Here is a 25,655-nt window from a genome sequence, read left to right on the forward strand (position 1 = left end):
GCGCCAGGGATTGACCAGCGCATACTCCTGCTCCCGGCGCTCGACCTTGACGCGCTGGTTGATCGTCAGGTAACATCAATCGTAGCAGCAATGCGCAAAGGGGGTCACGATGTGCCCGGGCCGGCCCCTGAGGCCCGCGAACGCGCCTCTTCGAGAACCGCAATGTAGTCGGCGAGCGAGAACCACAGTCTCTCGTGCGGGCCGACCAGCGCGCTTGCTTGGAGCGGCACCTCGATTGCGGGCCGCAGCATGGTCGCGAGTTCCCGCAGTTGGCTGGTGATGTGGGCGCGGGGGTCGTCGAAGGGAATGACGTGCGGGCTGTCCGACCGGAATGAAACGAGCAGACGCCGGCTCCACTGGGTGTTGACCGTATAGCTGGTGATGATGTGTGCCCACCTGGCAGCGTGGCGAATGTGGTCAAGGATGAGGTGCTCCAGCGTTCCTCGGACCTCGGGATTGGCGAAGATTCTGAACCGGCGGAGGTAGTCCGGGCATTCGTGATTGGTAACAGCGATCAACCTGATGCCGGGGCGGCGTTCGAGCCGCCGGAGTTCCTCCGAGCCCAGCTCCAGGTACTCGAATTCCTGTCCGCGCGGCGAGATCCTCGCCGTGGTCTGGATGAAGTCCAGCAGGGGCAGCGTCGGCGTGGCATCGATAAGCCTGGTGATGGCACTGGCGTAGACGCTCGTCAACTGCTCTCCGCTCAGCCGTCCTGATTGGCCAAGATCGCGGTCGCGTTCCAGGCCGTGCTGGTTGCGTATTCCGATCAGGCGCTCGAATCCCGCCGCCCGGTTGCCCTTGGACATGAAGTTGTGGTCGAGCGCGATGAGGTCGGCGGCGAGAGAAACGCGGTTCGCTACCGGCTGTTTCTCTATCTGCAGACTAGGCGCGCGGCGGCGCCGCCGCAACACCAGCCAGCCGAACGCGGCACTCAGCAGGGCAGCGGTGAAGGCGCCTGCATAGGCGACGGCATTGCGGCGTCGTGTCGTTGCCCGGAACCGATCGAGGACGCTGCGTTCCTGGCTGACCTCGCCGGCACCGGACTCGCGCTCGAGATACTTCACCCGCCGAACGGCGCGCCGGACCATGTTGTCGTTCTGACCACGGGCCGCGCGCAGCAGCGAGCGCCGCGCGCGCTGGAGTTCCCCGGCAAGTCTCCCTACACCGTTCGTGAAGACATCGAGCCGCCAGCGCGCATCGCCGGCAGTGCGCAGCACAACCAGATCGGGGAACGTGTCTTCATCGATTCTGGCCTGGATTACCCGCAGCAGCCGGGCGCCACTGTATCCGGGAGAGTTGTCGGCAGTCCCGGCCAGCAGCGGAGACCGGATGAACAGGTTCTCCGGCCCCTGCTCGGTGCCGACTCGTATCATCGGCCAGTTGCCAAGCAGCGCAAGGGATATACCCCGAACCCCGGGCGCCAGAGGCAGCCGCGACCGCTCTCGGATCTGCCCGCTGGGAACAAGCCTGACCACGTAGCCTCCCCCCTGGGGATCGGCACCGGCGGCGTAGGCATACCTACCGCTGGCAACGACCGCATCGACCGGACCGGGCAGGCCTGACGCGGAGTCGGCAGCGAGCCGACGCTCTTCTTCACCGGTCTGCGGATTGACGAAGCGCAGGGTTTCGCCGGTAACCACGAGCAGCGTCGGGATGGAATCAAAGAGGACGCAGGCAACATGCGGCTTCGCGACGGGGCCTGCACCGAGCGCCGCTGCCGAGTCCGGTCTCGGCCACCGACAGCGGAGCTCCCGCTTCTTGTGGACGTGGTGGACAGCAAGCCGCTCGCCGTCGAAGAAGATGAGCGCTGGCGATCTGTCGCGATCCAGGTCACAGGACAGCGCATCGCGCGGCAGGAATCCCGGTTTGAGGCGCTCGGCGCTCGCCGTGTACTGCCAGAGCTGCTTGCCTACCACAACCAACCAAGGTTCGCCGCCTTGCCAGGCGCAGAACTCGGCCCGGTTCTCTTCCTCGCAGACAAACGAGAGACTGTCGATTCGGGCGATACCGGGAACAGGCGTCTTCCAGAGCTGCTGCCCGTTGCGGTTCCAGGCCACCAGATCGCAGGTGCCGGACGTCTTTGCCGCCAGCAGCAGAGCGATGTCGGACGCTCCCCGAGCGGGCGTCGGCAGCGCCACGAGTGCCGTGGCTCCCCTCGGAGCCCGACCGAGTTCGCGCAGGCTGTCGACAGCCGAAACCATGAGGACCCTCCCGTCGGCGAGCAAGAGGAACAGACGCTCGCTGTTGTACGTGTTCGCGCCGACCGCCGTCGAGATGACGGCGGCATCGAGGCGACGCGACCACTCCGGCGCGAGGACGCCGGCGCGGGCAGTACTAATGAGCAGCGCGCCGGCCAGCAGGATAAGTGCCGGTCGCCCCGTGGTGGCCTTCGCGCCGTGTCCGCGCCGTCTCATAGACTTCCTAAATGTAGCCGTCAGGTTCCGGCTGTCAACCCGACGCCCTCGTTCGCGCCTCCCTTCCCGCTTCTTACCTGCGAATCAGGACTCCCGTCGCCGGGTCTCTGTCACTCCCGGTCCGCCCTTGACTTTGTCGGTATCCGGGCTTGAATATCTCGGTGCGAAGCGTGCTTCTGCTGCTGGCGGCCGGGTCGTGCGCGTCCGCCGGTTTCTGGGGATCGGAAGCGCTGATTGACAGCGGCCCCGTCTGCGCCTTCGATGCGACCGCTGACTCCTCGGGCGTCATCTGGGCGGCCGTCGCGTTCCCGGATAGCACCGTCCGCCTCTACCACTCAGAAGATTTCGGCGCGACCTGGCGCGGCCGCGATACCCTGCGGGCCGGCTCGTCGGTACGGCAGTTGCAGTTGCTCTCCGGCCAGGGCGACTCCTCGTTCCTGTTCGTCTTCCTGCTCGAAGAGGAGAACGGCGGCGACCTGTGGCTTGCGAGAATCGTGCCCGACTCGGGCGATTTCACTCTCGCGCCTGTCGCCGTAGGACTGGACACGATCGACGACTTTTCGGCAGCACTCGACCGCGACGACCACTACTACCTCTACTGCCTGTATGCGAACGAGCACCGAACCGGCCGCACCGGCACTTTCACCCGTTCGCTCGACTTCGGCGCCTCGTGGGAAGTGGGAACCGACTGGTGGAACGCCTGGGATCCGTGCGTCTCCTACACGAACGGTTCAACGGTTCACTGCGCCTGGCGCTACGCGCTCAATGGCGGCGAGATTCACTACTCCTACAACCGCCACTACGCCGCGTCGGGCTACTGGTCGACCTACCGACTGGTAAGTGACAGCTTCGCAGGACAGTGCTTCGACCCGACCGTCGTGCAGGCCGATACCAGCCCTGCGTCGGCGGCAGCGGTCTGGGTCTTCTACACTGCCGGACGCCGCGACACGGAAGTGCTCGATCTCGATTACTCGACCAGCTCGGACGGCGGCGCGAACTGGAATTCGGGTCTGCCGTTCGGCAGTTCGTTCCGCGACGAGCAACAGCCGTGCCTTGCCGCGGACCTGTCCGGGCCGAGCGGTTACGTCAGCCTCGGCTACACCTCCGGCAACCGAACGCGGGGTGACACGGTCTCCGCCTGGTGGACGTGCGCCAACTCCTTCGACCTCGATGGCTGGCTGGAACCGGTCAAGGTCAGTCGGTTCTCGCTCTCCGCCCTGGCACCGGGGTTGGTATACGTTCCGAACGCGCCGATGCGGCTACCGGGCTTGTGCTACAGCCAGCAGGTAGACACTGGACCCTGGGGTGTTCGGTTTGCCGCGCCATGGCTCTCTTCTTCGCGGCACGCGGAACCGGACACCGCTGGACCTGCCGCCCGCGTGTGGCCCAATCCGGCCACCGGGACGGTGCGGATCAGTGCCATTGTGACCGAACCGGGCGATTATTCTCTGACGTTGTATGATGCCACTGGGCGCCTCGTCTCGAGCGTTCCAGAGCGCCGCTTCGAAGCGGGCCTGTTGTCCTGGACCTGGGACCGGACCTCGCCATCAGGCCGGCGTGTCCCGGCGGGGACGTATTTCCTGCGGCTCAAGGGTCCGGGCACCTGCTTCACCCGCCGGCTCCTCCTTCTCTAGCGCCCGACCTCGGATTTCCGCCTTGTTTGATGGTCTCTGCCGCACCCCAGCCGGCGTTCACGACCGCGGCTATCTACGCATGCTCTCTGCTTCTCGTCCCCTGCCCACTCCTTCCACGGCCCATTTTCCTCCTCCTGCCCGGGACACTGGCCGAGCGTCGCGGGTTGACATCGGTCTTTTCCTGCCCATCATGTATGCATGAAATACGCATTTCGTCTGTTCAGTCTGCTCGTTCTGCCCGCGGCCTTCGTGCTGCTGACGGGTACCGCTTGCGACGGAGGGGCTGCCCCGGATCGGGCGTGGGATCGCGGAGAGTTCCAGCCCGTACCCGAGAACCAGAAGGCCTACTCGTTGCCGGGTGGCATCACCATCGACTCCTGCTACGGCTACGGTGACTACATACCTGAGTCCGACGTACCGCTGTACATGGTCGTGAGCAACACCAACAGCGGCAATACCCAGGTCACCTTCCCGGCCGGGCTCGTGTTCGACCCGGGCGACCCTGATGTCCAGTACATGATGCTGCTCCAGGACTTCACCTTCACCGCCAATGCCGGCGTGACCGACAGCATACTTGTGCCGACCTACTTCTGCAACGCGGACCTCACTGAGCCCGATGACGAGTCGTCCTACGAAATCGCGGGACGGGAGTGGGACAAGGAGACAGAGGAGCTGCTCGACATCGTCGCCAGCAAACAGCTCAATACCGATGACGCGGTCACGCTGGCGCAGACAGCCCTCACTGAAATCACCGACGACGACGGGCTTACTGCAGCCACCCGGACCGCTCTGCAAGCTCTGCCCTGATGCTCCCCGCCGCACCGGCGGCGGTAGTACCGCCGCTGTCCCGGCGAGGGATGGCGGCGCTTGGCTGGGACAGTTGCGACGTCATCATCGTCACGGGTGATGCGTACGTCGACCACCCTTCGTTCGGCAGCGCCGTAGTCGCACGGGTTCTGCTCGACGCCGGGTTTCGGGTTGGTGTGATTGCCCAGCCCCGCTGGTCCGGTCCCGAGGACTTCGCTTCCCTAGGCCGGCCGCGACTCTTCTTCGGAGTCACGGCCGGCAACGTTGATTCGCTCGTAGCCAATTACAGCCCGGCCCTCCAGCGTCGGCGTGCCGACGACTTCTCGCCGGGCGGAAAGCCGGGACTCCGCCCCAACCGCGCCACCACCGTCTACTGCAACCGCCTGCGCGAGACGTTTGGTGACGTGCCCCTCGTCATCGGGGGGATTGAAGCCAGCCTGCGCCGGCTGGCGCACTTCGACCACTGGGAGAACTCCGTGCGCCGCTCCATCCTGCTCGACACGCGCGCCGACATCCTGCTCTACGGCATGGCGGAGAAGGGTGTTGTCGAAGTTGCCCGCCGCCTCTCCGCGGACTCGCCGTCTGTCCCCCGTCCCTCACCTCTCGCTCCCTCTCTTCTGGATGGCATCCCCGGGAGCTGCGTCAACCGCAGAGAAGCGCCGGCCGACGCGGTTGTCCTGCCGTCCTACGAGGCGGCTCTCGCCGACCGGGACGCGTTCAACCAGGCCTTCCGCCTCTGGCACCGCGAGGCCGACAACCCTTCCGGACGGACCGTGGCGCAGCCGCACTCGGACCGATGGGTCGTGCACTACCCGCCGCCTCCCCCGTTGTCCCAGCCCGAGCTCGACCACGTATACGACCTGCCGTACACCCGCCAGCAACATCCTGACTACCGGGAGAAGATCCCGGCGCTCGAAACGGTCCGGTTCTCGATAACCTCACATCGCGGCTGCCTCGGCTCCTGCACCTTCTGCTCCCTCTCCGCCCACCAGGGCCGGATAATCCAGTGGCGCAGCCGGCGCTCTATCCTTGCCGAGGCGGCGCGTATCACCCGGCAAGAGGGCTTCAAGGGACACATCACCGACATCGGCGGCCCGACCGCGAACATGTACGGCGCCACCTGCAAGGTGATGGCCAAGGACCGCGTCTGTCCGGACCGCGAATGCACCTGGCCCCAGCGCTGCCCCAATCTCCGGCTTGCGGCCAAAGAGGAGCTGGCCGTGCTGGGGGCGGTTCGCGCCCTGCCCGGCGTGAAGAAAGTCTCGGTTGGCACCGGTTTCCGGTTCGATCTGCTCGACGAAAGACCCGGCCTCGGCTACCTCGAACAGCTCTGCAACTACTACCTGTCCGGCCAGCTGCGAATCGCGCCCGAGCATGTATCATCGCGCGTCCTTGCCGCGATGCACAAGCCTTCTCACACCTCCTACCTGGCCTTCCGCCGCCGCTTCGCCGACACCAACCGGCACCTCGGCCGGAAGCAGTACCTGATCCCCTACTTCATCTCCGGCCACCCCGGCTCCACGGTCGACGACGCGCTTGAGCTCGCCGAGTTTCTTGTCCGTACCGAGCGGCTCTTCATCCGCCAGGTCCAGCAGTTCACGCCGTTGCCGATGACAACCGCGGCCGCCGCCTGGCACACCGGCAGGGACCCCCTCACCGACAAACCGCTCTACGTCCCGCGCGACCCGAAAGAGGTCCGGCTGCAGCGCGCCCTGCTCCAGCTCCACGAACCCGGCAACTACATCTACGCCCAGCGCGCTCTCCAGAAGCTCGGGCGACAGGATCTCCTTCGCCGCCTCCGGGCCCTCCGGCCGTTGCTGCGTCCGGCGCGTGTCTCGACTTGACAACTCGGCTGTTTGGTCTATAACTCCCGTATGGTTCACTCCCCGTCAGAAAGGATGCCATGAAAGTTCTTGTTGCCCGCGGCGCGGCGGCACTGGTCCTGCTGTTCCTTGCCTGTGACATGCTGCCGACCGACGAGTTCGAACCCACCGGCACCCCGTTTACCCTCAACTCCGACATCCGCGTCGTCTCGATCACCGGCGACCCGGATTTGAGCGACATGGGGCCGATGACCCTTGCCTGCAATGCGGTCTCGCGCACGTCCGGTACGGAAAGCGACGTGCTGCCGGCAGGACTGCTGCTGGTGCGCCGCAACAACCAGACCCAGCACCTCCTCTTCCTCAAGGACCAACCGGTCACCGCAGGCGTGCTGACGACGAAAACGCTGCTTGGCGCCTTCTGCTGCAACAAGTACCGCAACATCCCTGACGCCGGCGACACCTTCGACCTGGGGCCGGTGACCGACAACAACGAGCTGAATCAAATCGTCGGTATTGTGAGGCACAAGGACATCTCCGGCCACAACGACATGTGGATGGTGCAGCGCGCGGTGCAGATGGTCACCGACTCGACCGGCCTGACCCAGGCCTATATCGACTCGCTCAACGCCCTGCCAAATGCGATCGAATAGCCCTGTCCCGCAGCGGATGCCGCACGATCGCCTCGATGAATCTGTACCGTGACCTTATCTACCGGAGTGGTCCGGGAACGCACCCCTACCGCCGGCATGGAGGCACTATGAGAACAATGCTCGCAACCCTGCTCGGCCTGGCCCTGGTCACGAGCAGCGACGGCTGCAACCGGAGAGCGCCGGCCGGTTCGCCTTGGACGCGCTGGGGCATAGCGAAGCCGACAACCGGGCCGGACGCCGAAGCGAAGCTGACGGAGGCACACCGGCTCTTCTACGTGCAGAAGTTCGACTCCGCTGCCTCCCTCTACCGCGAGCTGGTCGAGAGCTTCCCGCAAAGCGCGGAAGCCCACCTCGGCCTGAGCCTGGCCTGCCGGTATCTGGGGCAGCGCGACACGGCGCTGACCGAGGCCCGCGTGGCGTTCGGCCTCGACTCGGAGGCAGTCGGTGTGCTCCTCAACTACGCGAACCTGATGCTGCCGATGCGCACCGGTCCGCTCGCCGATATGAGTGATTCGGCCCGCTACGCCGAGTCGGAACGGTGCCTGCTCAAGGCTGCGGCCTCAAACCATCCCTTCAACGCCCACGCTCACATCGAACTCTGGGCCAGCTACATGGGACAGGGACGGCTGACGGACGCGCGGCGCCAGGCGGCCGAACTCGGCCGGAAGCATTACTACGCGCAGCCGCTGCTCGACTTCGCCCACAACCTGCTGGCCGGCCTGGACACCAACGCCATCCTCTTCACCAGCGGCGACAACGATACCTACCCGCTCTGGGTATTGCAGAACTCCGGCGCGCCGTTCCGGCCGGACGTGACCGTCGCGAACCTGAGCCTGCTCAACATCCGCTCGGTCGTAAGGATGATGCGGGACTCGCTCGGGCTGCCGCTCTCGTTCACCGACAAAGAGATCGATTCGCTGGCGCCGAGACTCGGCGCAACGGGCCTGGAGTTGCCGGCGCACCAGGTCATCGAGAATCTCCTTGCCCTGAAGCCCGGGGCCGGTCGGCCGGTCTACTTTGCGGCGACCGTGAAGAGCGAGATTACCGACCGGTATGCGGACCGGCTGGTACTCGAAGGCCTGGTCAACCGGGTGACGGAGAGCGGCTCGGCCGCGCCGGTGCCCGTGGACCGCATCAGCGAAAACCTGACGCAGAGATACCGGCTCGACTGGCCGGAGCCGCTGCCGCCGTGGCCGCAGAACATGTCGCCGCTGACCCGCAAGGTCGCTCCGCTGGCGGCAAACTACGCGAACGCCTACGCCCGTCTCGCCTCGCTCTACGACTCGCTCGGCCGCCAGGCCGATGCGGCCAATGCCTGGCCGGAGGCGGTCGCCTGGATGAAGCGCAGCGGGAAAGATGACGCGGTCCGTTCCCTGGTCGAGGAGTGGAACAGGTGCCTGCCTGACGATGCCCGAGCCAGGAAGATGAAGGCCGAGCTGGAGAAGAACGTCAAGGCTCAGTGAGACCGTCATGACCGAAGCCCCGCTCGAAGAACACCTGCGCCCGCTTGCGCACCTCGTGGGCCGGACCTTCCGCGGCACGCTCTCCGAGCCCGGCGCGCCGAAACCGCTGGTCGATGTCTCGCGCTGGGAGCGGGCGCTGAACGGGATGGCCGTGCGCAACCTGCACTCGGTCAACGATGGCGAGTATGGCGGGGAAACGACCATCTTCTGGAACCGGGAGCTGCAGACGCTCGAGTTCTTCTACTTCACGACTGCCGGCTTCTTCACCCGCGGCACGATGACCGTGGAGAACGGTGTCATTTCGACCCGCGAGCAGGTTACCGGCAACGAAAACGGCATCACCGAAGTGGCCGCGCAATCAGAACTGCTGGCGGACGGAAGGCTCCGCACCGGCTCGCAGTATCTCCAGAACGGCAAGTGGGTAGAAGGCCACTCCGGCATCTACGTGCCGGACGGCTCCGCCGAAGTCCGCTTCCGCTGACGCCGGGCCGATAGCCGGAGAATCAGCCTGGACCGGCGGGAGGCGGGCAAAGCCCGCCTCCCGCACGATCGCTCAATGCGACTACCTCGCCACTACGACCTTGGCAACCTGGCTTGATGCATCATCCGCGAGCCGGACGAAGTATGCTCCGGCCTCAAGCCCGGCCAGGTTCCAGGCAGCGTGGCCAGCCCCGGTCAAGCGATTAGCTATCTCGCCGACCAGCCTGCCGTTCACGTCAAACGCGGCGAGCCGCGCGCTCCGCCCCGGGGGCACCGAGTACGCGATGGCCGCCGTCCCGAACGCCGGGCTCCTGATCTCGAGTCTGGCAGTACGGATCTCCGCCCCGCTCCGGGGCTCGGCAACGCCTGACAGATATGGCTCGAACAGGAAGTTGTCGATGTACCAGCCCTCGGCAAACACGCTGTTGTCGGAAATGAACCGGAACCCGATGCGGATGGTCTGGCCCGACCAGTCGGCAAGCGGGAACTGCACGTGCTGCCAGTCCGAGTTCGTACCGGTGTAGTTCGCCAGCGGCACCCAGAACTTCGAGCCGTTGTTTATCTCCGGCATACAGAAGTCGTAGTCGACCTCGACGTTGTACCACTGGTCGAACGAGAGCCGGGCCGAGTCGCCGGATACGAAGTACGGCGTCACCAATCGGGCGTCGTTCTCGGCCGTGTACTGCCAGGATCCCTCCGAGCCGCAATACCAGCTGTTGGACGGCGACTGGCTCCGGTGTGACGTCTGGTGCCAGTTGTCCCTCGTGCCGTTGTGGGTCCAGCCATTCGTGCCCCTCTCCGCGTCGTCCGAGAACCCGCGGTTGGTCGTGACCAGCATCGGGAAGCTGACCGCATTGGTGTAGCCGTTCGCGCCGCTGACCGCGAGATTCATGGTCACCAGGCTGTGGTTGGCGTGCGAGCTGTCCACGTGAATGACGAACGGTGTCTGTGACAGGACATCCTGGCCCAGTGCAATCGCGCCGAACGAAGCCGCCGGGGTCGTGACGTCGATGTCCGGGTCCGTGGTCGAGAGCACCGCGCTCACCGAGTCGGCGAGCCCCGACCCCCGGTTCGTCAGTGCGACCGTCAGGTTGACGTCTGCTCCCGGCTCCGCGAACGCGCTCTCGTATGCGCGATACTCCAGCGCCGGCACCTGGTAAACGCCGATGCGCGCGCCCTGGTACATCGCCTTGGAAGAGTTGTTTTGGACGAACACGACGAGTTCGCAATTCCGCGCCACCCAGGCGGCGTCAACCGTGAACGGTCTGGTCTTGGAAATCGAGTCATTGGCCGGTATGGTGACCGCCTCGCCCGCGGCGTCGGGCAGCATGTTCCGCTCCACGTGCTGCAGACTGTCGAGCCCCTGCCATACCTGGTAGATATGGTTCTCGCAGAGCGCGACCTGCAACTGACCGCTCACCGCGCTGCCGGTCGTGTTCTTCAGTTTGATCCCGAGGTCGCCCTGCCTTGTCGCCGAGTCGTACGTACAGGTCAGCTCGATGTCCAGCGGGCTGGGCACAGTCTTGTGCGTATCGAAGTACGCGCGGTACACCGGGTACATCGTGCCGTTGTGGATCCCGCCGACAACCGACTTGTCGCCGTCAAGCCGCACGTGCGGAGTACCGGACACCCCGTAGAAGGCCGACCGGGTGCTGGCGGACGTGTTCGCGTAGATGTCGCCGGAATGATAGGCGATAGTCACCACTGAATCGAAAGCTGCAAACTGCAGCTCCCACAGCCCACGGGCTGAGCCTGGACAGTACGGTCACCAGGTGCCCGTGAACTCCTCGTTCACCATCACACGCTGGGTTCCCAGCAACATTGCCGGTACCAGCAGCACGAGCAGAAACAGACTCTTCACTTCTACCTCCTGGGTAAGGGATGCTTTGCTGAGTGGCGCGTCGGCAACGTCTCGAGATGCCTCGGTGTCGCTTCAGCTCTGCGACGATTCTAGCAGGCCATCTCCGGCGGTCAATCCGATCACCGCCCGAACTCCGGTCTGGGTAGCCGCCGATCTCGCCCCGGCATCACTCTTGTCTCCTGCCCCGCGGCCAGGTGTTCGGATTGGAGATAGACGCGGAGCCTCCCGGAGCCTCTTGACGTGCTTCCTGTTGAACTAGGTGCTATGTCCCCGAACCCTCCTGACCAATCCCGTCCCCGTCTCTACATTCTGGTCTCTGGTTCCTGAATTCTGGCCTATCCAGGTCCGCCTATCTGCGTCCATCGGCGTGCATCGGCGGATTCATACTTCTACCTGTCAACCTAACCTCGCGGCCCCTGGCCGCGCCTGGTCTCTGGTTTCTGGGTTCTGCCTGTCCGTCTCCGCGCCTTCCATCCGTTGACACCAGCTCGCGGGCGGCGGACAATGTACATATGAAGGTGCACAACTACAGGATTCTATTGCGTAGGGAACCCGAGGGTGGCTACACCGTTACCGTCCCTTCACTTCCCGGCTGCGTTACCCATGGCGCAACGCTCGAAGAAGCGGGGGCGATGGCCAAAGAGGCGGTCGAACTGCACCTCGAAAGCCTGCGCGCCCACGGCGAGGAGATACCGACCGACGACAGCACTTTCGAATACACGCTGACCGTGCACGACGGTGCCTAAACTCCCGGCCCTCACGCCCGAGGAACTGGCACGAGTACTCGCCCGAAAGGGATTCGTTCTCGACCGCTCAAAAGGCAGTCACCGTATCTACCTGCACCCGGAAACGAAACGGCGCGGTCGTCCCGTTCCACAAGGGTACGTTGCCTCGGGGAACCTTCTACGAGATACTCCGTCAGGCCGGGATCAGCAAAGAAGAACTGGCCGACCTTCTCTAGCCCCGGCCAGATCTCTGCTCTGACATCTGGCTTAGTCCGTCCTGCGCTCCACTCTACCCTTGATCCCTCTATCTCTCGATCCCTCTCCGCATCTCTGAACTCAGTCCTCTGGTTTCTGAATTCTGTGCTGTCCGACAGAGGCCTCCGCGGCCAACTATCCAGGTTCACCTATCTGCGTTCATCGGCGTGCATCGGCGGTTTCACCCTTCGGGCTTAGAGTTTCATTCGTCATTCGGACTTCGTCATTCCTCCTTGGTAGTGTCTTGATGTCTTGGTGGTGAACCTCGGGTCCGCCATTCTGCAACTTGCCATCTGCACTCTGCAGTCTGCATTGCCTCGGCGCATAGCCCGGCAGGCAAGTCGGGGGACTGACCAAGACGCAACCTCGACTGCTGTCTCGGCGGCAGTCCGGGCCACAAGTGCCCGGACTCACCGGAGAAGAGTCCGTGGCACAAACCGCCGAATTGCATCCCCTGCTGTTCGGCATGCAAGCCCTCCAACTCCCGGTCAGACTGCTCTGGAGACTAGGGACGAAGGACTTTCCGGGACTACGTCCGCGACTGTCTGAGGAACGATGTACGATACAACGATGTGAACGATGCAGGGGGTATTCCCCCAGGTGCAGGGGTCATTTCGTCAGCTTCAAGCCTAACGCCTCAAGCCTCAAGCACATAGGCCCGAAAGCCCGCTCCCGCGCCATTCTACAGCGTTGTAGAATTCGTGGGACTCCCCGTCCCGCCCGCGACCGTCGTTACCTCTGACCTCCAGCCTTGTGCCTCTCGCCTCCGGCCTCGGCCTGTCCCGGCTTCCTGCATTCTGCACTCTGGTTTCTGGACTCTGGATTCTGACCTCTGAACTATCCGTTCCCGTGGAGCGCCGTCGGCCGACATTCAGCCAGGTGTTCGGTTTGGAGATGGACGCGGAGCCGCCCGACACCTCTTGACGCGCTTCCCATTGAATCAAGTGCTGTGTCCCCGAAACCTCACAAGCACGTGCTGCCGCGTCTTGAGAGCGGCAGCACTGCTCATCCGCCGCGCCCTGTTGACATAATCGCCCGCGGGACCTACAATCCAGCCAGGCCCGACCCGGAGCCGGACTTGATGGAGGCTGCACATCCGGTCAGCGACTCCGTCAGAAGTGCTCCGTCCGGACAATCGCCGAACAGCGAGGGTGAGATATGAACGGATGGCTGTCGATCGCGCCGGATTGCCAGGGGTTCGCGTTCTTCTTTGTCGCCGCTTTTCTCGTGCCGGCCTTGCTGCTGGCGCGCAAGGGAATGCGGGAGCGGTGGCCGCTCTTGCCATGGCTCACCATCATTGCGTGGGGCGTGACATTCGGCCTCATCGGGTCGAAACTGATTCTCATGCCGGCGGGCGGTCTGCTGGACGCGATCGCGAGATGCCGCCTGCCCGCGGCATCGGACAAGACTCTGCTGGGCGGACTCCTTGGCGGTATCCTCGGCATTCAGCTTGCCCGGCGCTGGTTGGGTTTCGACTACCCGGTGGCGGACGCCTATGCGCTGGTTCTGCCCCTGGCCACGGCGATCGGGCGCATCGGGTGTCTGCTCGGCGGATGCTGCTTCGGCACTCCCTCAAGCCTGCCCTGGGCGATCTGCTACGGACCCGGCTCCGACGCGCTCAACGCTCATATCACGTGCGGGCTTGTGCAGCCGGGCGCGGCCTTTTCCCTGTCGGTCCACCCGCTCCAGGTCTACGACATCATCCTGATGCTCGTCCTTGCCCTGTTGCTGTGGAAGGTCCGTCGTTTCCTCAAGCGCAGTGGCAGCCTGTTCCTGCTGTACATAGCGTCGTACGGTATTGTACGGTTCGGCGAGGAGTTCATCCGCGAAGGTGGTTCGGGGGCGGCCGGGCTCAAGCACGTCCAGTGGGGGCTGCTTCTTGGCATTGTCGCTGCGATGACGTGCCTCTTGGTCCGGGAACGCAGCCGTCCCCGGCCGGCAACCGCAAGCGTACGGGCCGGAGCCATCAGAACCGCTCTTGCCGTTTCCGCCTTTCTTCCCGTCATCATCGCAGGCCTTGGCTGGTTCACGCCGCTGGAGTTCACCGTCATCGGCGCGCACCTCGTCGCGCTGGCTGTTGCCGCTCTGGCTTGGCTCCTGCCAGCCAGGCACCGCGGAATGCTCGGGCGGGGCGCTGCGACGCTGGCCGCCGGCTCAGCCCTGCTGGTGAGCGGCGACTCGCTCGCGGGCAAGAGGCCCACCGGCAGCTCCTACTACAGCCTCTATGCCGCGGGAAGCGGCGGCGCCTATTCCGAAATCTGCGGCTCGTACCGCCGCTTCACGGTCGGCAGCGTCGGCCTCTCGCGCACGAGTGTCTGGCCGAATGGCAACTCAGTCGAGTGCGGGGCTCGCGGCTACCTCGGGTCCAATGTCACGGACTACGACTCCGACCTCGCACTGCTCTACGGCGTGAATCCCTACGTTCTACTCGAATCGCGCTGGGTCGGCGGCGGTCTCGGCGTCCAAGCTATCAATGAATGGGGCGCTTTCGTGTTCATGCCGCAAGCCCAGCTCCGCATCGGCCCGCGGCGCACCGTTTTCGTTGAGGGAGGCTGGTACGACCACGTTCTGGGCGGCGTACCGCAACCGATGTTGTGGGCCGGCGTTGGCCGCGAATTCCCCAACGGCTCATCAATCAAGGCCGGCGCCGCCATGACCACCGGGATATTCGTCGAATCGAGCATTCGTGCCTGGAAGAATGTCGAACTCACCCCATACTGCTCTGGCTGGCCGAACGGGCGGCAGCCGTCGTACCACTTCGGGCTGGCACTCCGCTACCGCTTCGGCCACTAGCCAGGCTGACTGACGTTCGTCGGCGGGATGGCTCCTGGTCCCGCCTCCTCTTCACCCGCCGCGCTGCATCAAATGAACGGGGACGATTGGGGACAGACACCAGTTTGGCGAGGGAGTCAAGGGCATCGGGCCACGCCCCATTTCCGCCCGCCCGCGCACGCCTGGTTGTAACTCCATCTTCCCGAGTGTCACGCTGCGCCGGCTGGCTACTCGCCCTCCAGATAGGGAGCAGAGGCGGGCTTTCGCCCGCCTCTGCCCTGTATGCTGTCTGCTGCCTTCCGTCTACTTCTGCAAGACCACCTTCTCGGTCGCTCGGTAGTCGCCCGCATTCAGCCGGACGAAGTAGACGCCGGTGGCAGTAGACCGGCCACGGTCATCCCGGCCGTTCCAGGTGACGCTGTACGCCCCACGCTTCATGCTCGACGCACAGAGCGTCCGGACGGCCCTGCCCGTCAGGTCATGCACCTGCAAGAGCGTCTGGCGTTCAGCGTCCAGTGTGTAGCGGATCGTCACGCTGCGTGCAGCGGGAGTCGGGAAGGGCCGGTACAGCCTTGTCTTGAACGCTTGACCACTGGACCACTGGGCCTCTCTCACACCGGTCGCACCCTCCGGCTGCCAGAAGCCGATCAGCGCCCAGTAGTTCGCGCCCGTGATGGGCCCGGCTGCGGTCTGGCCGACGGTCGAGCCGCACTTGTAGTTGCCCGTCATCTCCCCGCCGCCAATCCCCGCCACGCTCCAGTCGCACTTGTAGGGCTGGGCCAGGGCGGATGAACCGCAAAGGACGCAGAAGACGCCGAGTATCAGAGCTGTCATCCTAGTCATGAGTGCACCTCATTTTTCGTGTTCTGCCTGCATGCGTTTCATGTCCTCGTACCGCTGCCGGCCCGCCGCGGTGCGGAAGTCAATACCCTGCGCCTTGCCCTCGCGCACGAGTTGGTCCATGCAGCCGGACAGGAATTCGTCGTCGAGCATTCGGCCGGCCAGCCCACCGGTCTTCGGCTGCTCGACCGGCATCATCCGTCTTGTCGCCTCGGCCGAGATGTCTTTGCGTTCGCCGGTCGCAATCCAGTTGACCTTCGTACCCGGTCTGCCACCGACCGCAAACCGGTTGCCGGACACCTCCTCGACCAGATACACATCCGAACTGCCGATGCCCGTCAGCACGACCTGCGGGTTCTGGTTCAAGGCATCGAAGTAATCAGGCAGGCGAACTTCGGCCCGGCCCGCGGCATTGAGTACCACTGAGCCGCGGTAGATATTGAGCATCTCCGGTCCTTCGATGAAGTAGTGATTGAGTATCGTGCCGGACGGGTCAAGCGGGTGGTCTATCGTGAACGTGCCCGAAGCCTTGGAGAGCGCGCCGACACGGGTCTGGTTGTCCGCAGTGGTGGTCTGGCCGTTGAACGCGGCTGAGTAGAAATGGTCTGCGTTGGAGTTGTAGTTCGCCGCAAACGACGACTGCCCGGCAGCGGTGTCCGCGCGACCCAGGGCCACCGCGGCGTATTCTCCCGATGCGACGCAGTCCATGCCGCCGGCGACCGCACGGGTGTTGGTCGCGCGACAGCCCGAGCCTCCCACTACGACAGAACCACCACCGCTCGCGGTGTTCTGGCTCCCGCCGCCGACCGTGGCTGCATCGCCGCTCACGGTGTTGTTGGCGCCACCACAAACTACGGAGTACTGGTTGGACACGACATTTTCCCAGCCGCCGCCGATGGTGGACCCGGTTTGAGTCGCCTTGTTGTGGTATCCGCCGGCGACCGTGATGTAATCGAAGTTCTGCCCCGAAGTCCCGGTTGTGCATGCTACGCCGAGGTTCACGTGGGTGGTACGCTGCGTGCCGTGCAACATGTTGTCGGACCCGCCCCGCGCAATCCCGAGCTTGCGAACCGTGTAGAGCACGCTGTCCGGCGTGCCGCGTACCCATGCGTTGTCGCCTGCCCCGGTGCTGTCATTGGCCGGCTGCCACCACGTGCCGGTCCACTTCAGCACCTGCCCGGCCGACGCGCCCATTTGGTCGAGCTTGATCGCGGTAACCGAGCCGTGCGCGAGCTTGGCGGAAGTGACGGTAGTATCGCGGAGGTCCGCCGAGGTAACGCCGGCATCGAGTATCTTGGCCGAGGTCACCGCATCATCCTTCAGCTCAGCCGTTGTGATGGTCGTATCACGGACGTCTGCAGAACTGACCTGTCCATCGACTATCATCGCACCCGTCACGGAGTTCGCCTGCGCCTCGTTGACGTAACGGCCGTCTCCATACGACAGGTCGAGCTTCACGTTGCCGGACGCGGTTATCGGGTTCGGCACGCACACAATGCCCGTGTCCTGATACACGTTGGTCACTCCCGAGCCGCCACCGGTGTTGTCCTGACCTGGGGCCCAGGCGCTGCCGGTCCACTTCACAACCTGCCCGGTGCTCGCCCCGGCCCGCGCAATCTTCGCCATCGTCACTGCCGTGTCACCGACGTCTGCGGTGAGCACCGTCCCATCAACCAGCATCGCGCCCGTCACCGAGTTTGTCTGCCCGGTCCGCACGAAGCTGGTCGTATCCTTGCCCTGCAGCCGGTCTGCGTCCGCCGCCCGCTCGGTCAGGTAGGCGTAGGCCGCGCTGGCAATCCGCAGCCGTGGCACCAGTTCCGCACCGCCCGCGACTGTCATGCCGAGATAGGCCGCCCCGGCATCCGGCACGGAGCCGATGGGCGTTACCGCGCCCAGCAGGACGGCGAACAAGCCTTCGCGAGCGTTGACGTTCTGGGTCTCGTTCCAGAACGGCGAGCCGCCGGACGGCACTGTGTACAGCTTGAACACCACGCTGTAGTTGCCGTTCGGCACCGGCACGCCCAGCGTATCAGTCAGCTTGCCCTGATACGAGAGCATCTGCGGAATCGTGATGGCCTCGGTGACGCCGACGACCGTAGATTGTGTATTGGTGACTGCTTGCGGCGCGACGACCTCATTACCGGCCGCGAACGCGAACATACTGACCAGCGCAGACAAGACGACAACGTCCCTCATCGGACCTCCCTTATCCCGAACCACTATGCTACGTGGCGAAGGCAATAGGAAAGGCGCGGGCGCGCCACCCCACCCGCGCTGCCTAGTTATAGCACATGTCCTGCCAGTGTCAAGTTGCGCCGGCCGGCTACTCGCCCTCCAGATAGGGAGCAGAGGCGGGCTTCCGCCCGCCCCCGCCCTGTATGCTGTCTGCTGTCTGCCGTCTACTTCTGCAAGACCACCTTCTCGGTCGCCCGGTAGTCGCCCGCATTCAGCCGGACGAAGTAGACGCCGGTGGCAATAGACCGGCCACGGTCATCCCGGCCGTTCCAGGTGACGCTGTACGCCCCACGCTTCATGCTCGATGCACAGAGTGTCCGGACGGCCCTGCCTGTCAGGTCATGCACCTGCAAGAGCGTCTGGCGTTCAGCGTCCAGTGTGTAGCGGATCGTCACGCTGCGTGCAGCGGGAGTCGGGAAGGGCCGGTACAGCCTTGTCTTGAACGCTTGACCACTGGACCACTGGGCCTCTCTCACACCGGTCGCACCCTCCGGCTGCCAGAAGCCGATCAGCGCCCAGTAGTTCGCGCCCGTGATGGGCCCGGCTGCGGTCTGGCCGACGGTCGAGCCGCACTTGTAGTTGCCCGTCATCTCCCCGCCGCCCATGCCGACGACGTTCCAGTCACATTTGTAGTTCTGGGCTGTGGCGAATGCCACCATCACCAAAGCAAACGCAATCATTCGTCTCATGGTCACGCTCCTATCTCCCCCGCGGGGCAGACTTGGCCTTGGGGTCCTCGGGCAGCACGCCGATGCCTGCCTCACGCGGCTGCCCGTAGAGCTCCGGATGGAGATACTTGCCCCGCTCGGCCGCCGGCTTGTCCACCTCTACCTGGATGCGATTCGCGTTGGCGAACCGGTCCTGCCTGATGCCGGTCACCTGCCAGGAGACTGTGGTCAGAGGCTCGCTCGTCCGGACTACGAAGGAGTTGTCTTTCACGCCCCGTGCTACCTCGGCCTGCGCAAACCCGTTGCCACCGTCTTCGTTGATCACCGTCAACTGATAGCGGAAGTCGCGATTAAGCGTCTCGAACCAGTTCGGGAGAATGACCGTTGCGTGCCCGGAAGCATCGGTCTTGATGTTGCCGTTGTAGATGTTCATCATGTCCGGGCTCTCGACAAAGGAGTGGTACAGGTACTTGTTCAAGGGGTCGAGCGGATGGTCGATCTGGAACGAACCGCCGCCCTTGGACAGCGTGCCAGTGACCAAAACGTCGCCAAGGAAGTACCCGGCGTAGTTGGTGCTACCCTCGCTCGCGTAGCCCCGCACTCCATAGTTGTTGCCGGTGCCGGTCGCGGAGCCCTGCACTCCATAGTTGTCGCCGCTGCCGGTCGCGACGCCTGACAGACCTTGATTTGTACCGCTACCACCCGACACTTCGCCTTGGACGCCGGTGTAGATGCTACTGCCGGTCGCGGTGACCTCCCCGCGAACACCCATCCACCCACCCACTCCTGTCACGCCGATGCCGAAGTAGTCGGTCGTATCGTGCCAGCCGTACACGGCCGGCTGGTCGTTGCTTGTCAGCGCGTTCCTGACGCTGAAGACAGGAGCGTCTGGTGCGGCGCTGCCGCTGTAGGGCAGGGCAATCTTGGGCGACGTAACTGAGCCGTCCTTCAGGTCGGCCGCGTTGACCGTTGTGTCGCGAATGTCGGCCGAACTCACCTGCCCGTCGGTTATCATCGCGCCGGTCACGGAGTTCGTCTGCGATTCGTTCACAAACCGCGCATCACCCCAGGTCGAGTCGAACCGCACCGTGCCCGAGTCCGTTATCGGGTTCGGGGAGCAGACCACGCCGGTGGCCTGGACCACTTTCCTGACAGTCCCGCTGCCACCTCCGCTCCCGACGCTGTCATTCCGCGGCGCCCATGCCGAGCCCGTCCACTTCAGCACCTGGCCCGAGGATGCGCCCATCTGGTTTAGGTCGGCCGCGGCAATCGTGCCGTTGACTATCATGGCGGACGTCACCGCGTCCGCCTGCCCTTCATTCACATAGGTCGCATCGTGGTTGTGGGTGGAGCGGGAGAAGGTCGTCGTATCCCGTCCCTGCAGCAGGTCGGCGTCGGCCGCGCGTGCGGCCAGGTAGCTGTAGGCCGCACTGGCGATGCGGATGCGCGGGGTCAACTCCGGCCCGCCCGACACGGTCATCGCGAGATAGACCGTGCCGGCGTCCGGCAGCGACCCTATCGGATTGGTCGAGCCCAGCAGAACCGAGAACAGACCGTCTTTGGTCGTCACGCTCTGGACCTCGGACCAGAAAGGCGAACCGCCTGACGGCTGGGTGTGGAGCAGGAACATCATCGGGTAGCTGCCGTTGGGCACAGGAGTGCCCAGCGTGTCGGTCAGCTTCCCCTGGTAGGACAGCATCTGCGGAATGGTAATCGCATCAACGGAAGTGACTAGTGACGATTGTCGAGTGTCGATTGCTTGGGGTGCGACCGCTGTAACGCTTTCAGCCAGTGCCGCAAGGAATAGGACTGCCACGAGTGTCATCGTTCTTCGCATCTCATCCTCCTAATGCTTCTTCGTCTGCGCCAACTCGGCTTCGAGTTGCGCTATTCTCATTTGCTGCGCCTTGTCGCGCACCTTCATCTCATCGTACAGCGCCTGGACCGCAGCCAGCAGCACGCCGTCGGCGTCGGCCAGGTTGATGCTCGTCTCGTTCCCACCGTACCCGAAGGCGCTGTGAAAGTCCTGCGCCACCGGGCCGATGTGCCTGGTACCGTCATTCTGGTCCTTCATCTTGTAGTCGCGGACGCGGAGCGCCGCAACCTTGTCGAGCAGTGCCTTGCGGTCCACCGCCCGGAAATCCTCTTTGGTCATGCTGTCGCACGCCGACTCCCAGGAGTTCGAGCCGGAAGCGAGGTATGCCCCGGTCGTCATTCCGGCATTGGAAAAGAACCATGTCCCGCCCCGGGCCCGGGCTCGAAACTGGTTGTTGCCGGTGGTATACACGCTTTCGCTGGCCGAGGCCGCCGAGTCACTCCAAGCAAACGATCCGTTGTGGTTGGCCTTCGCCCGGACTCCAGCCGCGAGGCTGTACGTGCCACGAGCGGCGCAGTAGTTCCCGCCCGGGACCGTCGCGCCGTAGCCGGTCGCGTAGTTGTACAAGCCGCCGCCAACCGTCGCGCCGTAGCCGGTCGCGTGGTTGGTGCTGCCGCCGCCAACCGTCGCGTAGGACGTGTCGGCTGCGTTGTCCCAGCCACCGCCGACCGTCGCCCGGTAGCCGAACGCGCGGTTGTCATCGCCGCCGCCGACCGTCGCAGCGTGGCCGGTCGCGATGTTATCCCTTCCGCCGCCGACCGTCGCGGCCGACGTTTCGGCTCTGTTGTTGAACCCGCCGCCGACCGTTGCTGAGTTGCCTTTCGCGTAGTTCTGCGTGCCGCCGCCAACCGTCGCGCCGTAGTTGGTCGCGAGGTTGCTGTAGCCGCCGCCGATCGTCGCGTAGGTCGTGTCGGCTGCGTTGTCGTAGCCGCCTGCGACCGTTGCGGCGTAGCCGGTCGCGTCGTTTCTGTAGCCGCCGCCGACCGTCGCGTAGCTCGTGTCGGCTTTGTTGCCGTACCCGCCGCCGACCGTGGAGTGACTGCCCGACGCGGTATCGTTCTGACCACCGCCGACAGTCGCGAACATCGCCGTCGCGAGGTTGCCCTTGCCGCCGGCGACCGTCGCGCAGGTGTCTGCCGCGGCGGCGCCGGCCGTGTTGAGAAGACCTCCGCCGATGGCGCCATAGAGACCGTACGCCTCGTTATCCGACCCGCCGCTGACGGACGACCTCGCGCCCGAGGCGTAGTTCGTCACGCCACCTCCGACCGACGCGTAGTCCCCGGCCACGCGGTTCTCCCCGCCGCCGCCGATGTGCGCATACAGTCCTGACGAGGTGTTGTCCGCGCCACCGGACACCGAGGAGTAGTTGGCCGACGCCGTGTTACCCTCGCCCGCAGCAAATGCTGCCTTGCCTGCGTTGGAGTTGCCCGTCCCGATGCGGCCCTTGCCGTACACCCGCAGGTCGCCCTGCACTGCAAGTGCGCCGGTCAGCGAATCTCCGGTCACATTCACGTACCGGCCATCACCGTAGGAGAGGTCGAGCTTGACGTTGCCGGACGATGTGATCGGGTTCGGCACGCAGATGATGCCGGTATCCTGGTAGACATTGGTGACCCCGGAGCCACCGCCCGTGTTGTCCGGACCCGGCGCCCACGCCGAGCCGGTCCACTTCACGACCTGGCCGGTGCTCGCCCCGGCGCGGGCAATCTTCGCCATGGTCACATTGGTGTCCGCGATGTCGGCCGATGCTACGGTTCCATCAACCAGCATTGCCGAAGTCACGGAGTTGACCTGCCCGGTCCGGACAAAGCCGGTGGTGTCCTCGCCCTGCAGCAGGTCGGCGTCGGCCGCCCGCGCGGCCAGGTAGCTGTAGGCCGCGCTGGCGATGCGGATGCGCGGGGTCAACTCCGGCCCGCCCGACACGGACATCGCGAGATAGACCGTGCCGGCGTCCGGCAGCGAGCCGATCGGCGTCACCGCACCCAGCAGCACACTGAACAACCCGCCCTCGGTACGAACGTCCTGAGTCTCCTCCCAGAACTGGGTCCCGCCGGAAGGAACGGCGTACAGCCTGAAGCGTACGGCGTAGAGCGTATCACCCACCGGCACGCCCAGCGTGTCGGTCAGTTTGCCCTGGTAGGAGAGCATCTGCGGAATCGTGATCGCTTCTGTTCCATAGCTTGTGGCTTGCGGCTTGTGGCTTGCGGCCGTTTGCGGCGCAACCGCCGCAGCGTCGGCAGCGAGTGCCAGTAGACACACAACTACCATCAGAACTGTTGCTCGTTTCATCTCCTACCTCCTCTTCAATTCGGCCTTCATTTGCTCAATCTCTGCCTGCTGGGCCTTCACCGCGGCCAGCAGGAATCCAATGGCATCGCCGGTGCCGATGGCCTTGCGGTCAGGACCGGTGAGTACCTCCGGGGCTTCCTCGGCAATGAGGCCGATGTGTTCCCGGCCGTCTTCGTCCAGCTTGTACTTGTATCGGGCCACGTCCGTAGCCATCAGTTGCCGCAGGATTGCCTGGCATTCCGCGGGAGTCAGCTTCGCGATGTCGCGCTTGAGCTCGCGCGAGCTAGGGTTGTGCCAGCCGGTCGCATCGCAGTATGAGCCGCCGGTGACGTCAATGTAGTGGGTCGGCGTCTGGACGCCAACACCCAGCTTGGTTGCCGCACCCGAATGGTAGAAGATCACCGCCCGCGGTACCGAAGTCGTACAGCCCTCGCCGAAGGCAAAGGTGTACTGCGCTCCGCTCCGGGCGCGGACGCTGCTCCCGGCAACCAGCGCGTAGTTGGCTGCGCAGGTGTCGTTTGCCCCGCCGATGACCGTTGAGTAGGTGCCGCTCACGCTCCCATAGTAGCCGCCAGTTACAGTGGAGTTCGCGCCGCTGGCGCTGTTGTGGTCTCCTCCGGACACGGTCGCCTGGTTGTTGGTTGCGGCATTGTTGCTTCCGCCACCGACAGAAGCGTTCGTGCTGCTGGCCGAGTTGTACTGACCGCCGGCGATCACCGAAGCCTGACCGCTCGCCAGATTGTGCGCTCCTCCGCCTATGAATGCTTCGTAGCTGCTCACGCGGTTGCTGTCGCCACCGCAGACTGCGCTGTAGAGGTCTCCTACCTGGTTGAGCCTTCCGCCACCAATGAAGGAGCACTTGGCAAGGGCCTGGTTGAGCCTTCCGCCAACCACAGTCGCCGCCGAATCGTCGGTCGCGCCACCAGCCCTATTGTCGTAGCCCCCAACCACAACGCCGTATGGTGCGCTTGCTGTGTCATTTCGTCCGCCTCCCACGTTCGACCAGTACCCGCTCGCCACATTGTCCTCGCCCCCGGACACGGTCGCAGCCGTGCCCGACGCCGTGTTGTCCAGCCCGCCGGCAACGACCGAGTGCCAGCCGCTGGCGGTGTTTCCCCAGCCACCCCCGACGGACGCCTGCGGGCCATTGGCGGTATTGCCCCGGCCGCCAAGCACCACCGAGTAGTTGTTACTCGAGTTGTTCTGGTAACCGCCACCGATGAAGTTGAACTTGCCGGTCGCGGAGTTGTTCCACCCGCCGGCGACTACTGTGGCCGTGTCGTCCGCCGCGTCGCCGGCAAGGTTCGAGTTGCCAGACATCACTCCGCCGAAGACTGCGTTGGTCGTGTCGCCGTAGCCGCCGCCGACGAACGAATGGCGGGACGCGGCCAGGCACTGCTCTCCACCAACAACCGCGGAGCTGTATTCGTCTGCATGGCTTTGGTATCCACCGACGACCACAGCGTAGCTCCCGGCTGCCCCATTGTTCACGCCCCCGCCCACCAGTGAGTACTGGGCTGCCGAGTTACCGATGCCCCCGCAGACTACGCCGGCCGACCCGAGTACGCGGTTGGAGTCGCCACCGCAGACGACACCCCGGGGATACGAACACCCGTTCTTGCGGCCCCCGCCGATGAAGGCGAATTTTCCGCCATTGAAGTTGTAGTAACCGCCGCACACGGTTGCGCAGGAGTCATCCTGGCCGGGTTCCGCGGCCTGGTTGTAGTAGCCGCCTGCGACAGTGCAGAAGTCGTTGAAGACTTTGCAGCCCTGACCGGCAACGAGTGTGTTATTGTACCCATTCGAGCAGTCGGTTCCGAATGTCCCCCTGAGCGCTCGCACTCCGCTGGACACAACCAGGGCGCCGTACATCGAATCGCCCGCGGCATTTACGTATTGACCGTTACCCCAGGCAAGGTCGAATCCCACCGTACCTGAGTCGGAAATCGGGTTCGGCGAGCAGACGATGCCGGTTGCCTGGACGACCTTCCTGACCGTACCACCGCTGTTCTGTCCCACGCTGTCGTTCCGTGCCTCCCAAGCCGAGCCGGTCCACTTCACCACCTGGCCCGAGGACGCGCCCATCTGACCGAGGTCAGCGGCCGCGATAGTGCCGTTGGTGATCATTGCTGACGTGACCGAGTTTGCCTGCCCGGTACGCACGAAGCTGGTCGTATCCTTGCCCTGCAGCCGGTCTGAGTCCGCCGCCCGCGCTGTCAGATAGGTGTAGGCCGCGCTGGCAAGTCGCAGCCGCGGAGCCAACTCTGCTCCGCCCGCCACCGCCATACCCAGATACAACTCACCACCATCCGGCACCGAGCCGATCGGCGTCACCGCTCCCAGCAGCACGCCGAACAACCCGCCCCTGGTCCGAACGTCCTGAGTCTCCTCCCAGAACTCGGTCCCGCCGGAAGGTACGGCGTAGAGCCTGAAGCGTACGGCGTAGAGCGTATCACCCACCGGCACGCCCAGCGTATCGGTCAGTTTGCCCTGGTAAGAGAGCATCTGCGGAATCGTGATCGCTTCTGTTCCATAGCTTGTGGCTTGCGGCTTGTGGCTTGCGGCCGTTTGCGGCGCGACCGCCGCGTTGTCAGCCGCGAAGGTGAAGGCGCTCGCAAGCGCCAGCAGCAGGACCGTGGATCTCATCAAACCTCCAATGTGTCCGGGCTTCCCTTGCATGTGGCGACCAGCAACAGGAAAAGCGCGGGACACGCCACCTACCCGCGCACGCCTAGTTACTAATCAGAGCATAAAATGTTTGACATGGGAGTCGGTTTGGTGTATACTGTGAGTAATGAGAGAAGACGATACTCGGCGTCTATCGCCGGCGGCTTTGGATGTGCTGCGTGTGCGGGTGATGAAA

At 64.6% G+C, this 25,655-nt stretch carries 16 protein-coding genes and 1 pseudogene; 9 read left to right on the forward strand and 8 right to left on the reverse strand.

Annotated elements, in window-relative coordinates; all coding sequences use genetic code 11:
• Positions 1-104: 104 nt before the first annotated feature.
• The gene (locus FJY68_08390; GenBank protein ID MBM3331853.1) at positions 105-2,414 is read right to left on the reverse strand and encodes a hypothetical protein; all 2,310 of its coding nucleotides are present in this window, start codon (positions 2,412-2,414) and stop codon (positions 105-107) included.
• A gap of 161 nt (positions 2,415-2,575) precedes the next feature.
• Here FJY68_08390 and FJY68_08395 point away from each other — a divergent pair, with 161 nt between their 5' ends.
• The 6 genes from FJY68_08395 (at position 2,576) to FJY68_08420 (ending at position 9,272) form a co-directional block, all read left to right on the forward strand.
• Complete coding sequence (locus FJY68_08395; GenBank protein MBM3331854.1) at positions 2,576-4,048, forward strand: T9SS type A sorting domain-containing protein; 1,473 nt, start codon at positions 2,576-2,578, stop codon at positions 4,046-4,048.
• 198 nt (positions 4,049-4,246) lie between these two features.
• Positions 4,247-4,855, forward strand: a complete 609-nt coding sequence (locus tag FJY68_08400) for a hypothetical protein (protein MBM3331855.1) — start codon at positions 4,247-4,249, stop codon at positions 4,853-4,855.
• The gene (locus tag FJY68_08405; protein MBM3331856.1) at positions 4,855-6,699 is read left to right on the forward strand and encodes a YgiQ family radical SAM protein; all 1,845 of its coding nucleotides are present in this window, start codon (positions 4,855-4,857) and stop codon (positions 6,697-6,699) included. Before FJY68_08400 ends, FJY68_08405 begins: the two co-directional genes overlap by 1 nt.
• Positions 6,700-6,758: 59 nt before the next feature.
• On the forward strand, positions 6,759-7,328 hold the full coding sequence (locus FJY68_08410; protein MBM3331857.1) for a hypothetical protein: 570 nt from the start codon (positions 6,759-6,761) through the stop codon (positions 7,326-7,328).
• A 107-nt stretch (positions 7,329-7,435) separates the two neighbouring features.
• Positions 7,436-8,791 carry a tetratricopeptide repeat protein gene (locus tag FJY68_08415; protein ID MBM3331858.1) on the forward strand — a complete coding sequence of 452 codons (1,356 nt, stop codon included), beginning with the start codon at positions 7,436-7,438 and terminating at the stop codon, positions 8,789-8,791.
• 7 nt (positions 8,792-8,798) lie between these two features.
• Complete coding sequence (locus tag FJY68_08420) at positions 8,799-9,272, forward strand: hypothetical protein (protein ID MBM3331859.1); 474 nt, start codon at positions 8,799-8,801, stop codon at positions 9,270-9,272.
• An 81-nt stretch (positions 9,273-9,353) separates the two neighbouring features.
• Here FJY68_08420 and FJY68_08425 read toward each other — a convergent pair whose 3' ends face one another.
• Entirely contained in the window at positions 9,354-10,976 is a 1,623-nt protein-coding gene (locus tag FJY68_08425) for an Omp28-related outer membrane protein (GenBank protein MBM3331860.1), read from the reverse strand.
• 668 nt (positions 10,977-11,644) lie between these two features.
• Between FJY68_08425 and FJY68_08430 the strand changes: the two genes are divergently transcribed.
• The 3 genes and pseudogenes from FJY68_08430 (at position 11,645) to FJY68_08440 (ending at position 14,905) form a co-directional block, all read left to right on the forward strand.
• Positions 11,645-11,878 (forward strand): type II toxin-antitoxin system HicB family antitoxin, encoded by a 234-nt coding sequence (locus FJY68_08430; GenBank protein MBM3331861.1) that lies wholly within the window; start codon positions 11,645-11,647, stop codon positions 11,876-11,878.
• Positions 11,871-12,093 (forward strand): annotated as a pseudogene (locus FJY68_08435) (addiction module toxin, HicA family). Before FJY68_08430 ends, FJY68_08435 begins: the two are co-directional and overlap by 8 nt.
• A 1,177-nt stretch (positions 12,094-13,270) precedes the next feature.
• Positions 13,271-14,905, forward strand: a complete 1,635-nt coding sequence (locus FJY68_08440; GenBank protein ID MBM3331862.1) for a hypothetical protein — start codon at positions 13,271-13,273, stop codon at positions 14,903-14,905.
• Between the two features lie 282 nt (positions 14,906-15,187).
• Here the strand turns inward: FJY68_08440 and FJY68_08445 are convergent, their stop codons facing one another.
• The 6 genes from FJY68_08445 to FJY68_08470 all read right to left on the reverse strand — a co-directional run bounded on the left by FJY68_08445 (position 15,188) and on the right by FJY68_08470 (position 25,471).
• Entirely contained in the window at positions 15,188-15,727 is a 540-nt protein-coding gene (locus tag FJY68_08445; protein MBM3331863.1) for a T9SS type A sorting domain-containing protein, read from the reverse strand.
• Between the two features lie 9 nt (positions 15,728-15,736).
• Positions 15,737-17,920 carry a hypothetical protein gene (locus FJY68_08450; protein MBM3331864.1) on the reverse strand — a complete coding sequence of 728 codons (2,184 nt, stop codon included), beginning with the start codon at positions 17,918-17,920 and terminating at the stop codon, positions 15,737-15,739.
• Positions 17,921-18,123: 203 nt separating this feature from the next.
• Positions 18,124-18,648: a T9SS type A sorting domain-containing protein gene (locus FJY68_08455; protein ID MBM3331865.1), complete on the reverse strand. Its 525-nt coding sequence runs from the start codon at positions 18,646-18,648 to the stop codon at positions 18,124-18,126.
• Between the two features lie 10 nt (positions 18,649-18,658).
• The gene (locus FJY68_08460; GenBank protein ID MBM3331866.1) at positions 18,659-20,464 is read right to left on the reverse strand and encodes a hypothetical protein; all 1,806 of its coding nucleotides are present in this window, start codon (positions 20,462-20,464) and stop codon (positions 18,659-18,661) included.
• Positions 20,465-20,473: 9 nt separating this feature from the next.
• On the reverse strand, positions 20,474-22,792 hold the full coding sequence (locus FJY68_08465; protein ID MBM3331867.1) for a hypothetical protein: 2,319 nt from the start codon (positions 22,790-22,792) through the stop codon (positions 20,474-20,476).
• A 3-nt stretch (positions 22,793-22,795) separates the two neighbouring features.
• On the reverse strand, positions 22,796-25,471 hold the full coding sequence (locus FJY68_08470) for a hypothetical protein (protein ID MBM3331868.1): 2,676 nt from the start codon (positions 25,469-25,471) through the stop codon (positions 22,796-22,798).
• Positions 25,472-25,655: the final 184 nt, after the last annotated feature.

The sequence above is a fragment of the candidate division WOR-3 bacterium genome, from assembly GCA_016867815.1.
Taxonomy (GTDB): Bacteria; Hydrothermota; Tepidihabitantia; order Tepidihabitantales; family Tepidihabitantaceae; genus UBA2258.